The organism is Maribacter sp. MS6, assembly GCF_056839185.1.
In genome coordinates, this window is record NZ_CM166389.1 from 4,078,320 (window position 1) to 4,092,341 (window position 14,022).

The 14,022-nt window shown below is 37.3% G+C and carries 12 protein-coding genes; 7 read left to right on the top strand and 5 right to left on the bottom strand.

The genetic code is table 11. From position 1 onward, the window contains the following. The first annotated feature begins 1 nt into the window (after position 1). The 3 genes from MS6x_RS17810 to MS6x_RS17820 are packed head-to-tail and all read left to right on the top strand — an operon-like array spanning position 2 to position 3,592. On the top strand, positions 2-1,273 hold the full coding sequence (locus tag MS6x_RS17810; RefSeq protein ID WP_482603981.1) for a glycosyltransferase family 4 protein: 1,272 nt from the start codon (positions 2-4) through the stop codon (positions 1,271-1,273). After that, on the top strand, positions 1,273-2,727 hold the full coding sequence (locus tag MS6x_RS17815; protein ID WP_482603983.1) for a lipopolysaccharide biosynthesis protein: 1,455 nt from the start codon (positions 1,273-1,275) through the stop codon (positions 2,725-2,727). The genes MS6x_RS17810 and MS6x_RS17815 overlap by 1 nt, the downstream gene beginning before the upstream one ends. A gap of 28 nt (positions 2,728-2,755) precedes the next feature. Beyond that, positions 2,756-3,592 (top strand): RluA family pseudouridine synthase, encoded by an 837-nt coding sequence (locus tag MS6x_RS17820; protein ID WP_482603985.1) that lies wholly within the window; start codon positions 2,756-2,758, stop codon positions 3,590-3,592. Positions 3,593-4,096: 504 nt separating this feature from the next. On the opposite strand, the gene MS6x_RS17825 is transcribed toward MS6x_RS17820, so the two are convergent. The 3 genes from MS6x_RS17825 to uvrA all read right to left on the bottom strand — a co-directional run bounded on the left by MS6x_RS17825 (position 4,097) and on the right by uvrA (position 9,141). Beyond that, the gene (locus MS6x_RS17825; protein WP_482603987.1) at positions 4,097-5,341 is read right to left on the bottom strand and encodes a hypothetical protein; all 1,245 of its coding nucleotides are present in this window, start codon (positions 5,339-5,341) and stop codon (positions 4,097-4,099) included. 195 nt (positions 5,342-5,536) lie between these two features. Then, positions 5,537-6,364, bottom strand: coding sequence for a sulfurtransferase (locus tag MS6x_RS17830; RefSeq protein WP_482603989.1), 828 nt, complete (start codon positions 6,362-6,364; stop codon positions 5,537-5,539). Next, positions 6,364-9,141 (bottom strand): excinuclease ABC subunit UvrA, encoded by a 2,778-nt coding sequence (uvrA, locus tag MS6x_RS17835; RefSeq protein ID WP_482603991.1) that lies wholly within the window; start codon positions 9,139-9,141, stop codon positions 6,364-6,366. Before uvrA ends, MS6x_RS17830 begins: the two co-directional genes overlap by 1 nt. A 241-nt stretch (positions 9,142-9,382) precedes the next feature. On the opposite strand from uvrA, the gene MS6x_RS17840 reads away from it, so the two are divergent. The 3 genes from MS6x_RS17840 (at position 9,383) to MS6x_RS17850 (ending at position 11,080) form a co-directional block, all read left to right on the top strand. Then, on the top strand, positions 9,383-9,964 hold the full coding sequence (locus MS6x_RS17840) for an RNA polymerase sigma factor (RefSeq protein ID WP_482603992.1): 582 nt from the start codon (positions 9,383-9,385) through the stop codon (positions 9,962-9,964). A gap of 74 nt (positions 9,965-10,038) precedes the next feature. Beyond that, the gene (locus tag MS6x_RS17845) at positions 10,039-10,182 is read left to right on the top strand and encodes a hypothetical protein (protein ID WP_482603994.1); all 144 of its coding nucleotides are present in this window, start codon (positions 10,039-10,041) and stop codon (positions 10,180-10,182) included. A gap of 316 nt (positions 10,183-10,498) precedes the next feature. After that, positions 10,499-11,080, top strand: a complete 582-nt coding sequence (locus tag MS6x_RS17850) for an RNA polymerase sigma factor (protein ID WP_482603996.1) — start codon at positions 10,499-10,501, stop codon at positions 11,078-11,080. Between the two features lie 227 nt (positions 11,081-11,307). Here the strand turns inward: MS6x_RS17850 and MS6x_RS17855 are convergent, their stop codons facing one another. After that, positions 11,308-11,973 carry an endonuclease III domain-containing protein gene (locus MS6x_RS17855; RefSeq protein WP_482603998.1) on the bottom strand — a complete coding sequence of 222 codons (666 nt, stop codon included), beginning with the start codon at positions 11,971-11,973 and terminating at the stop codon, positions 11,308-11,310. A gap of 55 nt (positions 11,974-12,028) precedes the next feature. Here MS6x_RS17855 and bcp point away from each other — a divergent pair, with 55 nt between their 5' ends. Next, entirely contained in the window at positions 12,029-12,484 is a 456-nt protein-coding gene (bcp, locus tag MS6x_RS17860; protein WP_482603999.1) for a thioredoxin-dependent thiol peroxidase, read from the top strand. A gap of 56 nt (positions 12,485-12,540) precedes the next feature. Here the strand turns inward: bcp and MS6x_RS17865 are convergent, their stop codons facing one another. Next, entirely contained in the window at positions 12,541-13,989 is a 1,449-nt protein-coding gene (locus MS6x_RS17865; protein ID WP_482604001.1) for a TonB-dependent receptor, read from the bottom strand. Between the last annotated feature and the right edge of the window lie 33 nt (positions 13,990-14,022).

Consider the following 14,022-nt stretch of genomic DNA (forward strand, 5'->3'; position numbering starts at 1 on the left):
AATGAAAAAAGTACTCATTATAGCTTATTATTGGCCACCTGCGGGAGGTCCTGGAGTACAGCGGTGGTTAAAATTTGTTAAATATCTTAGGGAGTTTAATTTGGAGCCCGTGGTTTATGTACCCGAGAACCCACATTACCCAATGACCGACAACACTTTTTTAAACGAAGTCCCAGATAATATTACCATTTATAAGCAGCCTATTTTTGAACCTTACAGGTTTGCCAATGTGCTTGCGAGTAAAAAAACCAAACGTATAAGCTCTGGAATTATTCAATCAACAAACCAGTCTTTTACAGAAAAACTATTGTTGTGGATTCGAGGCAATTTTTTTATCCCAGATGCGCGTAAATATTGGGTACGCCCATCGGTAGAATTTCTTCACAGTATTTTACAAAAAGAGGCTATTGATACTATTATCACCACAGGTCCGCCGCATAGCGTGCACTTAATAGGACATTTTTTAAAACAACATAATAAAGTACAATGGATGGCCGACTTTAGAGATCCTTGGACTTCCATTGGGTATCATAAAAAACTAAAATTGACCCCTTGGGCAAAAAGCAGACACAAAGAACTTGAAGCCTTGGTGTTAACAACGGCCGATAAAATAATGGTTACCAGCCAAACAACGAAGAAGGAGTTTCGTAAGCTCACCAATAAACCCATTAAAGTAATAACGAACGGTTACGATATCGTAAAACCGATAAAGTTAGCTTTAAATAAAAAATTTACTATTTCTCATATTGGTTCTATGCTCAGTGGCAGAAATCCCGAAAATTTGTGGCAAGTATTATCAGAACTGATAAAAGAGAACGAAGCATTCCGGAAAGCACTTTGTTTGCAATTTATAGGTGTTATCAGTAAAGATGTTCTGGAACATATAAAGGCACATGGTTTAGAATTACATTTGGATGTGATAGGTTACGTAAGCCATGAGGAAGCCCTAAGGTATCAACAAAGATCGCAAGTCTTACTATTGGCAGAAATAGATTCTCCAGAAACAAGAGGAATCATTCCCGGTAAATTATTTGAATATATGGCATCAGGTCGCCCTATTTTAGGGGTTGGACCCAAGGATTGGGAGGTTGCAAGTATAGTGTCGCATACCAAAACGGGTGCTATTTTTGAATATACTTCTCATGCTGATCTTAAAAATGTACTTTTAAATTGGTTTCATCAATACGAAAAGCAAGATTTAAAGGTGTCTTCCGTACATGTGGATAAATACAGTAGGCGCGAACTTACACGACAACTAGCGGAGTTTATCTAATGGGCATTATACTAAAACAATCTTTAAATAACACCATAATCACCTACATCGGCTTTGCTATTGGAGCGGTAAATACGTTGTTCTTATATACCAATTTTATGCAGGCAGACCACTATGGTCTGGTACAGGTAGTCTTATCCATAGCAACTGTTTTAATGCCCATTCTTGCGTTTGGAGTTCCAAATGCTTTAGTAAAGTTTTATAGTAGTTTTAATTCGGAAAAGGAACAAGAAGGTTTTTTGACTATGATGCTTTTGCTGCCCATGCTCTTTATACTTCCCATTGCGCTATTAAGTTATTTTGCAAATGAGGCCATAGGAAACCTAGTGTCCAATAAAAATCCTATAGTCCGTGAGTATGTATGGCATATATTCTTTGCAGGTATGGCAATGGCGTACTTTGAGGTGTTTTATGCATGGGCCCGCATACGAATGAAGTCTGTTTTCGGTAATTTTTTAAAGGAGGTTTTCTGTAGGTTGGGTCAGTCGGTTTTGTTACTGCTGTTGTATTTTGATCATATAGATATCGAAGGCTTTATAAATATGTTAGTGGGCTTTTATCTGTTGCGGATGCTTATTATGAAACTTTATGCCTACAAGCTTCGAATGCCTAAAATACAGTTTTCGTTTCCTGCTAATTGGAAAGGTATTATAGCGTATAGCGGACTTATTATTTTAGGAGGTTCTACGGCTATTGTACTCATGGAGGTAGATAAGGTAATGTTGAACAATTTTTTAAAGTTGGAAAATGTGGCGTATTACGGTGTAGCCGGGTTTATAGCCTCAACGATAGCAGTCCCTGCACGTGCCATGCATCAGATTACATATCCTATGACGGCCGAGCTTTTGAATAAAAACGATACGGTTTCTCTCAAACAATTATACCAAAAAAGTTCCTTGACCTTGTTTATAATAGCCGGTCTATTGTTTTTATTAATTTTATTGAATCTGGAGGATTTATACGAACTCCTGCCCGACGGTTATACAGGCGGATTTATGATTGTATTCTGGATCGGTCTCGTTAAGGTGTTCGATGCCCTTTTGGGAAATAATAATTCTATACTTTACAATTCGGACTACTACCGTTCTATTCTGTTTTTTGGCGTCTTACTTGCGGTGATGGCCGTTGGTTTTAATATATGGTTAATACCAACGTACGGTATTAATGGAGCAGCAATAGCTAGTTTTTCGGCATTTTTTATTTATAACTCCTTAAAGTTGTATTACGTAAAGTCCAAGTATCAAATATCGCCCTTTACGACGGAAACGGTAAAAGTATTGGCATTGTTACTTGTGGTAGGGGTGCTTTTTTTTTCGTTTCAATTCGAATTTCATCCGATTATTAATATACTCTTAAAAAGTATGCTTATTACCGCAATGTACACAGGGATACTCTACCGCTTCAAAATCTCCGAGGATGTATATGGTGTACTTTCCAAGTTCTTAAAGAAGTAATCTGAGGGTTATAGCATCGCATATCGCCGTGGAACAGAAAACACCTATTCGTTTACAAGAATATGGAGTTGGTATTTTTCATTTGATTTCGACAAAATCGGCCTTAAAAAAAGTATTAAAAAAACAGTTGCTTTTAGTGGATGGCAAAATTGGTACAACTGCTACATATATTACAGGAGGAGAACACATCCAGCTAAAACAGACTGTAACGGCAAAGAAAACAAGAGAAGTTCGGCTAGTTTTAAAAGTGCTTTACGAAGACGATTATTTGGCCGTTATTCAAAAACCAGCGGGAATAACTGTAAGCGGCAATCGCTTTTTGACCGTAGGGAAGGGCTTGGAACAAAACCTGAAAAAAAGTTCTGCTTTTGACGCTGTTGTTCCTCAACCCGTGCATCGATTGGATTACCCTACTACCGGGACACTTTTGATTGGTAAGACGAGTTCCGCTATTATAAAACTCAGTCAGTTATTTGAAGCCAAACAGATACAAAAAATCTATTACGCAATTGCCATAGGTAAGATGCAACCAAACGGAAGGGTAGAAGCTACTATAGATGGTAAAGGGTCCGTATCCTACTATGAAGTATTGCAAACCGTTAGCTCTAATCGTTTTGGATGCTTGAACTTGGTAAAACTACAACCCAAAACAGGCAGAAGACATCAACTTAGAAAGCATTTGGCATTTATTGGAAATCCAATCCTAGGAGATGTGGACTACGGAAAAGAAGGTTTAATCTTAAAAGGGAAGGGACTGTATCTTCATGCTTACGCATTGGAATTCATTCATCCTATAACTGAAGCTATTGTGCTTGTGCAGAGTGAGTTGCCCAAAAAGTTTTTGAAATTGTTTCCACTGCTCTAGTTTACCGATATTTCATTACTGGCATTACCGAAAATTGATTTGATTTAAAAGGTACAAATGTTGTGCTAAAGAATAAAAAATGACCTTCCTTAATCCCTCTCAAGTAGGGAGATTATGTCCGAATATTAATAAAATTTATGCCAAAAATAGAACCTTGTTATATTCATTCTCAAACGTACTTTTTGTCGAAAATTAAATTATTAGAATTCTGCGATGCTCTGCATTAGATGTATTTGAGGAAATTTTGACAACAGATGGTTTGCTAAATTGTTAATTTTTCCTGTTTTATACCTCGATTGTTCTGCATTGGGATAGTTCATAAGTAGTTAAGGGATATATGGTAAGGAGAAAGATAAAAATATACATAAGTCGTCCCCTCTCCTCTGGAGAGGATTTGGGAGAGGACTAAAAAAAGCCCCGAAATGGATTTATCCATTTCGGGGCTAAACAACTAACCAACCTAAAAACTATCGTTATACTGAACTCGTTTCAGCGTCTGTCTTATTACTGTCTTCTACTATTACTACTTCTACTTTTAGTCGCAGTAGACCTAGAAGAACTTCTAGCAGGAGCCTTGTTCACTGATCTAGAACTTTTACTTCTATTCACCGTACTTCTTGTTCTAGAAGGTGCTTTATTAACCGATCTAGACGTTGCACTTCTGTTGGAGCTCCGTGAAGTGGTGCTTCTCGAAGCGGGCTTGTTATACGTTTTCGTAGTTCTAGAAACGGTTTTACTCCTAGGGGTTCTGGTAACCGATGTTTTGGTAACCGTTCTCCCTTGGTTGTTTCTTACAGAACTGTTGTTACTGCGAGTTGTAGCCTTGCTTCTTTTTACCGCAGTAGCCCTATTGTTTCCACGATTTACAGTAGTTGTACTTCGTTTTACCGTAGCTGTTCTGTTCCCTACGTTCGAATTTCTGTTAGAACGCGTCGTGCTGTTTGAAGCTACGGTTCTGCTGTTACGCAATCCAGTACTTCGCTTAGCTACCGTTCTACGGCTATTGGTATTATTTCTATTTACAACATTTCTGTTTGCTCTTGTACCATTGTTTCTAACAGCTACTCGTCTATCATTTCTGTAGATAGTAGATCTTTCACGTCTTACCCTGTTATATCTATGTTCTCTACCAATCTGTGCATAGGCCCTTCTTACATTATGTCTGTAAGGTCTGTACCAAGTATATCTAATTGGGCTATAAAATTGTCTGTATGGTGTATGCCATACGTTAAAGAATCCAATTGCGGGTCTGGCAAACCATCTATGAAAAGGACGGTAGATATAGCGCCTGTTATGTATATTGATAAAACCATTGAAGTGGCTAAAAGCACCTCGGTTGTAAAATATGTTCATCCCACCAATTCTATTCACAAAACCATTGTTAAAGTTTAAATTAACTGAACCGATTTGATTTACACGACCATAAAAGTCATAAAATATAGGTACATTTTCAACTTGGATTACAGCTCCAAAATCATCGAACTGTACATAAGGGTTGTAATCAAATCCTGAATTAAAGGTGACGCCAACATTTCCAATTTGTCCTCCTACACCAACGTTCAATCTGTTATCTACATAAAAATCGAATTCGCCATCCGGGAATACGGAAAAGGTTACTCCATTTTCTACAAAAATGAATGAATTTCCAGCATTAAGGTTGACGTTAGCAACCTTATTCTCAGCTGTTGCGGCTTTGGCCATTGCTGTTCCAAAAAGTACCGCTGCGATAATAAGTACGAACTTTTTCATAATATAAGGTTTTAATGACCTACTACTTGGTAGGTGTATTCTGGAAGTAACTATTTACTTTCCGATTACCTTAGTGCAAACCGCGTGCCAAAAATTTAAATATATATTTATAGTACTGTAAATCAATTAATTATAAATTTGAAAAATATGGTATTTGGTAAGGTGAAACGGTTGATTTTTAAAATAGCTCCTTTTTTATCCTTCTATGGGATAGGTGTCGCCCTCTCCCCATTCCGACCAAGATCCGTCGTAGAGAAAAAGTTCATTTTTTAAAACCAAGGTAGCGGCAAATAAAAGGATGCATGCCGTAATGCCCGAACCGCATGAAAAAACTAAAGGGTTATTGGTTAAGGATACATTCTCGAAAATTTCTTTAAGTTCCTTTAGAGGTCTAAATTTGCCGTTCTTTAGTAGGTCCGTAAAGGGCAGATTGATAGATTTGGGTATATGGCCTCTTTTTAGGTGTGCTCTTGGTTCGGAAACATTGCCTAAAAAGCGTTCCTTACTACGAGCATCTATCACAAGATAAGCCCCCGTTTCAATATTCTCCAAAACGGCTTGGGCATCTTTTAATCGAGTGGGGTCAAAATTCGCTGTAAAATTTCCTTGTAAATAGTCTTTCTTGTATATTGCTGTGCACTTTCCCCCATGTTTTATCCATTCTGGAAGTCCGCCGTCCAATACGGCTACGGTATCATGTCCCATTGCTTTAAACAGAAACCATGCCCTTGGGCTAGAGTAAATTCCTTTGGCATCATAAACAACAACGAAGGAATTTGAGTTAATGCCTACCTTGCGACAGCCTTCTTCAAACTGTTTTGGGGAAGGGATGGTATTAGGAAAAAGCGCATCCGTAGCTGAGAATATGGTTTTCAAATCGAAGAAGCGAGAACCGGCAATAACAGGGTTAGTGGCAGAAACAATGTTTTCTGTTACTTCAGGTATTGTAGCATCCAATAGTACCAGTTTTGGATTGTTGCTATTCTCTTTTAACCAAGAAACCGATACTAGTTGTTTTTGCATTATAATTTCTCTTTCAAATATTTCGCAGTAAAGGACTTTTTGTTTTTAACTACTTCCTCGGGCGTTCCTTCGGCCAACAACTCGCCACCATTTTCACCACCACCAGGACCAAGGTCAATAATATAGTCGGCGCATTTTATTAATTCAACATTGTGTTCAATGACGATAACGGAATGTCCTTTTTTGATAAGGGCGTTAAAAGATTTTAATAGTTTTTGAATATCGTGAAAATGCAATCCGGTTGTAGGTTCGTCAAAAATGAACAGTGCTTTGTCTTTTGTAGTTCCTTTTACAAGAAAGGATGCCAATTTAATTCGCTGCGCTTCTCCACCGGATAGCGTAGAGGATGACTGGCCCAAGGTTACATAACCTAATCCAACATCTTGTAGCGGTTTTAACTTCGAAACGATTTTAGTTTGTGCTCCTGTCTCAAAGAACGCAATGGCATTATCAATGGTCATACTAAGTATATCATCGATATTCGCATTGTTGAAGGTTACTTCCAGCACCTCTTTTTTAAAGCGTTTGCCACCGCAAGTATCACATTCTAAATGCACATCTGCCATGAATTGCATTTCTACGGTAATTTCACCTTCGCCTTTGCATTTTTCGCATCTTCCGCCATCTACATTAAAGGAAAAATGCTTGGGCTGGTAGTTTCTAATTTTACTTAGTTTTTGATTAGCGAATAGGTTACGAATGTCGTCATAGGCCTTTATATAGGTAACCGGGTTGGAACGCGACGATCTCCCGATAGGATTTTGATCTACAAACTCTACATGTTTAATGTGCTTGTATTTGCCAGTTATGGAGCTATACTGTCCCGCTTTTTCGCCATAACCACCTACCTCCTTTAGTATAATTGGATATAATAACTTTTTAACCAAGGTACTTTTTCCGCTACCTGAAACTCCGGTAACAACCGTAAGCATATCCAAAGGAAAGGTTACATTAATATTTCTTAAGTTGTTTTCTCTACAGCCTATAATTTGAATATGGTTTTTTGAGGTACGTCTTTCTTTTGGGATTTTAATTTCCATGGTACCATTAAGATAGCTTGCCGTCAGCGAATTGGATTTCAGTATTTCGCTTAGTGTTCCTTGTGCTACTACTTCTCCGCCGTGTGTTCCTGCTTCAGGTCCAATATCTATAACGGTATCCGCAGCTTTCATAATATCTTCGTCATGTTCAACCACAATCACCGTATTTCCTAGATTTCGTAATGAAATTAACACGTCTATGAGGTTTTCGGTATCCTTGGGATGAAGTCCGATACTTGGCTCGTCCAAAATGTACATAGATCCTACTAAGCTGCTGCCCAATGAGGTAGCAAGGTTTATACGCTGACTCTCACCACCGGATAAGGTATTGGATTTTCGGTTCAATGTGAGGTAATTAAGTCCTACTTTATCTAAAAATCCAAGTCTGGTATTTATTTCTGTTAGTAACCGTTTTGCTATAATAGTGTCGTTATCGCTTAACGCTAGTTCTCCAAAATAGATTATCAATTTTTCGATGGATAGGCCTACCAGCTCAGAAATAGATTTGTCACCTACTTTTACGTAGTCTGTTTCTGGGCGTAATCGTCTACCGTTACAGGTGTTGCATTTGGTCTTGCCTCTATATCTTGAGAGCATCACCCTATTCTGGATTTTATAGCTCTTTTCCTCTAGGGTAGCAAAGAACTTATGTAATCCAATAAAATGGGAATTACCGTCCCAAACCTGTTTTTGTTGTGTCTCGGTTAGTTCAAACCAAGGTTTATGAATTGGAAAATCGAATTTATAGGCCGAGTTTACGAGTTGGTCTCTGTACCAGCCCATACTATCTCCCCGCCACGGGAAAACCGCGTTTTCATAAATGGATAATGCAGTGTTGGGAATCACCAAATCCTCATCAATGCCGATTACGTCGCCATATCCTTCGCATTTTGGACAAGCGCCGTAAGGATTGTTGAAACTGAACAAGTGCACATTGGGTTCCAAGAAGAGCATACCGTCCAGTTCAAACGTATTACTGAAGTACGTTTGTTGGGTATCATCTAGAGTTTCGATAATACACTTTCCCTTTCCTTCAAAAAAAGCAGTATCCACAGCATTTGCCAGTCTGTTATAGAAATCTTCGTCATCTTTGGTTATGATTCTATCTATGACCAAGTAGAACTCTTTGCCTATAGTTTCCGGTGCCTGATCTATTCTAATTACCTTGTCATCATATTTGATACGTGCATATCCCTGTTTGGAAAACAACTCCAGGGATTTTTTTGTGTCGCGATCTTCCCGGATGGTAATGGGTGCCAAAAGAAGGAGCTTGGTGTTTTCGGTAAAGGTTTTTACATGTTCAATAACATCGCTAACCGTGTCCTTTTTTACTTGCTTGCCAGAAACAGGGGAAAATGTTTTACCGATTCGGGCATACAGTAATTTTATATAATCATATATTTCGGTGGTTGTGCCTACCGTAGACCTTGGGTTGGTAGAATTTACCTTTTGCTCAATTGCAATGGCAGGAGCTATACCTTTTATATAATCTACCTTAGGTTTATCCAACTTTCCCAAAAATTGCCGTGCGTAGGAAGAAAGACTTTCGACATAGCGCCGTTGTCCTTCAGCATAAAGGGTGTCAAAAGCCAAGCTGGATTTTCCAGAACCCGAAAGACCTGTAATCACTACCAGTTTGTTTCTGGGAATAACCACATCAATGTTCTTTAGATTGTGCAGTTTTGCACCCTTGATTATAATATTCTCCTTGGGGTTTACTTCTATTAGATTGGGCATATTTTTAAATAAGGTTACAAAGATACACTAAGCTCTTTTTAATAGGAACTCAATAGATATAGATGTTGCAGTTCATCGATTATTTTCACATAATTTTTAGAATATCAATTTTTTAGTATCTTTGACTTTCAATAAACATTCGATACGCCTATAGCGCACTTTTACTTTTTAACGTAAGAATTTAACCTCAAACTACTCATTTTATAGAAATGGGATACGTTTAATACGCAAAAGTAAAGTTATGGAAGTGCAAATCGAAGATTCCCAACTAGTAAGTCATTATATACAAGGAGACGAAAGAGCTATGGCAGTTCTTATCAATCGGCATAATTCCCGCCTTACCGGTTTTATTTATTCCAAGGTAAGCGATCGGGAATTAACTGAGGATATTTTTCAGGATACCTTTATTAAAGTAATACGTACCTTAAAACGAGGTGCCTACAACGAAGAAGGTAAGTTTTTGCCTTGGGTTATGCGTATAGCCCACAACCTAATTATAGATCATTTTAGGAAAAACAATAGAATGCCCATGTTCAATGCTACGGAAAGCTATAATATTTTTGCAATGATGAACGATGATGGCTTGAATGCAGAAAAGCAATTGATAAAAAACCAGATTGATTCCGATTTGTTGAATTTGATAAAGGAACTTCCAGAGGATCAACAGGAGGTATTGCACATGCGCCTATATAAGGATATGAGTTTTAAGGAAATATCTGATAATACAGGTGTAAGCATAAATACGGCATTGGGTAGAATGAGATACGCATTGATCAACTTAAGAAAGCTAGTAGAGGCCAATAATATAGTTTTAACGAATTAATTTACCACAGGTCGAGTGGATCTACTATTTTTAACTGATTGCCGTTCTACTATTGAACCAAAACGAAAAGCATCATGGAGAAAATTTACTCTAAGAAAAAAGATAAGTGTACCCTGCTAAAGGCAAAACCTGAAACAGTAGATTTTTTGTTAGCGTACTCCAAATCTTTAAAAATTACCGAAGCAAAGGGTATAGAATTCGAAAGTAACTTAAACTAAATTTCAAGCTTAATCATATAAGACAGCCCCAAGGAGTATATCCCTGGGGCTTTTTTTTACCCTATTTTGTTATTCCCAATTACTAAACTGTAATTATTTACAATGGAGACAACCCTTGTCTCAGGTTTCCCACACAACTATCTATATATCCATTTATTGTATAAAAATTAAATATTCGTTGTTTCACATCATAAAAGGAGGGTTTGACAACATACTTTTTTGCACAGGGTAGGTTTTCTCTAGTTTTACTTCAGAATTAAATAACTAACTATTAACAGATTCCCAAATCGTTAAACCTAAAAAGAAAGTAACTCGTATGGAACTACAAATTGATGATTCAGAATTAGTAAGAGATTATATCAGCGGTGACGAAAAAGCACTTTCTGTATTAATTAACAGACACAACCAAAGAATTACAAGTTTTATCTATTCTAAGGTGTTGGATAGGGATATTACAGAAGATATCTTTCAAGATACGTTTATTAAGGTCATTAGGACCCTTAAAAAAGGTCGCTATAGTGAAGAAGGTAAATTTCTTCCTTGGGTTATGCGTATCTCACATAACTTGATTATTGATCATTTTAGAAAGAACAAGAGAATGCCCATGTTCGAAGGTAATGATGACTTCAATATCTTTTCCGTTATTGGTGACGATAAGTTAAATGCCGAGAAACAATTGATCAAAGATCAAATAGATTCAGATTTGCGTCACTTGATAGAGGAACTTCCGGATGATCAAAAAGAAGTACTATTAATGCGGATTTATAAGGATATGAGTTTTAAGGAAATATCTGAAAATACGGGCGTTAGTATAAATACTGCGCTAGGTAGAATGCGATATGCGTTAATTAACATGAGAAAAATAATAGAAAAAAATAATATCGTTCTCACCAATTAAATTGGACAAAGGTTAGCTAAAACAATATTTCTTTTTTTGTTGCGTTATTTAAATGTAACAATACTAGAAATATGGAAAAAATTTACTCTGATTACCAAGAACAAATTGGTTTCGACAAAGTCTGTACTAAAACCATCAATTTTTTGTTGAGTTATTCACAGGCGTTGTACGAATTTGAGCACAAAGATTTAAGGTTCGAGACTTTCTTAAACTAATAAAAAGACCCGTTAATTACGGGTCTTTTTATTTTTATAATAGGCATTCAACACTTTCTTTCGGCCTATTGTTTTGGTAATGAGGTCTTTTTCTAAATCCCAACCCCTTGCTGGGGAATATTCTCGTCCATACCAAATTATTTGCAAGTGTAGGTCATTCCATATTTCTTTAGGAAAAAGTCGCTTTGCATCCTTTTCTGTCTGTACCACATTTTTGCCATTCGTAAATCCCCACCGGTACATAAGCCTATGAATATGGGTGTCTACCGGAAAAGCAGGTATTCCAAATGCCTGAGAGACCACTACGCTTGCCGTTTTGTGTCCTACAGCAGGAAACTCTTCTAATAATTCAAGTTCCTGAGGTACTATACCATCATATTTTTCTATCAGTATTTTAGATAATCCATAAATACCTTTAGATTTCATGGGAGAAAGGCCAACAGGCCTAATAATATCTCGAATTTCTTCTACCGAAAGTTTTACCATATCATAAGGATTGTCTGCTTTCGCAAATAGTAGGGGCGTAATTTGGTTTACGCGAATATCTGTACTTTGCGCGGATAAAAGTACTGCGATGAGCAGGGTGTAGGGGTCTTTATGGTCTAAAGGAACGGGAATTTCTGGGTATAGCTCTTGTAGCGTTGAAATTGTAAAGGCAACTTTTTCAGCTTTCGTCATTTATTGTTTAATTTTACAAAATAAAGGTTAAACGTAATTAAACTATAAATATACTATGAATACATTAAAAGTAGGGGATACTGTCCCTTCGTTTTCTGCACCAGATCAAGATGGCAATACTATTGCCTTATCCGATTATTCAGGAAAGAATCTTATTGTTTTTTTCTATCCTCGCGCAAATACGCCAGGGTGTACGGCGGAAGCCTGTAATCTAAGGGATAACTATAAAGCCCTACAAGATCAGGGATACGAATTGCTAGGTGTTAGTGAGGATAGCCAGAAAAAGCAATCGAATTTTAAAAACAAATACGAATTCCCATTTCCGCTAGTAGCGGATGAAGAACATGCGGTTATTAATGCCTTTGGTGTTTGGGGCCCAAAGAAATTTATGGGTAAGGAATTCGATGGTATTCACAGAAAAACCTTTGTAGTTAATGGAGAAGGTAAGGTTTCAAAAGTTATCGACAAGGTAAAAACAAAAGACCACGCAGCGCAATTATTGGAAGAGTAAACTATAAAGAGCCTCTTCAAATGGAGGGGCTTTTTAATTTTAGTTTGTAGCTATTATTATTTTTCTAAAAGCTCTTTTTTAGAAAAAAGCTTCTTTTCTTTTATGATTTCCGCAATTCCTTCCGGAAGCATTTCTTCCCAGCCGTCCTCATCATTGGTAATCCTTTTAAGTACCTCCCTAGAGAAAATATGCATAATCTCCGGGTCGTAATCTATTATGTCCATCACTTTACCGTTGTACTTAAAGAACTTGTAAAGCTCTTTCATTCTTGGATGCACCTTTACATTGTTACTAGTCATTACCTGCCCGGTATCCGGATTTTTCATTGGATACAGGTATACCTGTAAATCTTTAAAGAACAATTTTCCAAAGGCCTCTAGAATACCGCCACTTAGATGGCGATAGTACTTTTCATCAAAAATATCTATAAGATTGTTCACGCCCATAGTAAGGCCAATTCTATTTTTGGTATAATTGTTAAAATACTCTACCAACTTGTAATACTCCTGGAATTTTGAAATCATTACCGAGTGGCCAAGCGAACACAATAGTTCTGCTCTACCCATAAAATCCTGTTCGTCTATCTCACCAGACGCCTTAAGGTTAGACAATGTAATTTCAAATATTACGATGGTATTATCTTGTTCTACCTGAGGATCGCGTACAAAAATGTCATACGATTTTTGAAACATGTCCAGGTTGACCTTGGTAACCGGTCTAAAACTACCACGCAAAGCAAGAATATTTTTCTTGTAAAGTACTGCCGCGGGTAATAGATTATTACCATCTGGACCAAACATGACGGCATCCGTCATATCATTTCTTATCAGCTGCAAACTCATCAACCTATTATCTACATCCTTAAAGTTAGGTCCCGAGAAATTTATCATGTCTATTTCTAAGGTATCTTTATCAATATGGTCATAAAGATATTTTAGCATTTTCCTAGGTTTATGATACTTGTAAAAAGCACCATAAATGAGGTTTACCCCAAGTATGCCCAGTGTTTCTTGTTGTAATCTCGCTTCGTTCTGTTTAAATCGAATATGGAGGACAATTTCATCAAATTCCTTTTGCTTGGGGTCTAATTGATATCGTATCCCTATCCATCCGTGCCCTTTATACCTTTTGGAAAAATCAATGGTAGCTACAGTGTTGGAATAAGAGAAGAACAATCTTTCTGGATGTTTTTTCCTGCTAATACGCTCTTCCATCAGCGACATTTCGTAGGAAAGCATGGTTTTAAGTCGTGCTTGGGTCACGTATCTACCGTCCCTTTCGGTACCGTAAATGGCATCACTAAAATCTTTATCGTAGGCACTCATTGCCTTTGCAATAGTTCCAGATGCACCGCCAGAGCGGAAGAAGTGACGTGCTGTTTCCTGTCCTGCACCAATTTCGGCAAAAGTGCCGTAGATATCGGGGTTTAGATTAATTCTTAAAGTTTTAGCCTTAATGGAAGGAATATTCTCGAAGGCCGATTCTCTTTTAACAATTGATGACATGTGGTTTGTTTTGCTTTAACAAAGTTATAAAGA

Coding starts and splice junctions, on each gene's coding strand:
- MS6x_RS17825 (WP_482603987.1), bottom strand. CDS start 5,341: ATGAAAAAGTTCGTACTTATTATCGCAGCGGTACTTTTTGGAACAGCA.
- MS6x_RS17810 (WP_482603981.1), top strand. CDS start 2: ATGAAAAAAGTACTCATTATAGCTTATTATTGGCCACCTGCGGGAGGT.
- MS6x_RS17850 (WP_482603996.1), top strand. CDS start 10,499: ATGGAACTACAAATTGATGATTCAGAATTAGTAAGAGATTATATCAGC.
- MS6x_RS17865 (WP_482604001.1), bottom strand. CDS start 13,989: ATGTCATCAATTGTTAAAAGAGAATCGGCCTTCGAGAATATTCCTTCC.
- MS6x_RS17830 (WP_482603989.1), bottom strand. CDS start 6,364: ATGCAAAAACAACTAGTATCGGTTTCTTGGTTAAAAGAGAATAGCAAC.
- uvrA (WP_482603991.1), bottom strand. CDS start 9,141: ATGCCCAATCTAATAGAAGTAAACCCCAAGGAGAATATTATAATCAAG.
- MS6x_RS17845 (WP_482603994.1), top strand. CDS start 10,039: ATGGAGAAAATTTACTCTAAGAAAAAAGATAAGTGTACCCTGCTAAAG.
- MS6x_RS17855 (WP_482603998.1), bottom strand. CDS start 11,973: ATGACGAAAGCTGAAAAAGTTGCCTTTACAATTTCAACGCTACAAGAG.
- bcp (WP_482603999.1), top strand. CDS start 12,029: ATGAATACATTAAAAGTAGGGGATACTGTCCCTTCGTTTTCTGCACCA.
- MS6x_RS17815 (WP_482603983.1), top strand. CDS start 1,273: ATGGGCATTATACTAAAACAATCTTTAAATAACACCATAATCACCTAC.
- MS6x_RS17840 (WP_482603992.1), top strand. CDS start 9,383: ATGGAAGTGCAAATCGAAGATTCCCAACTAGTAAGTCATTATATACAA.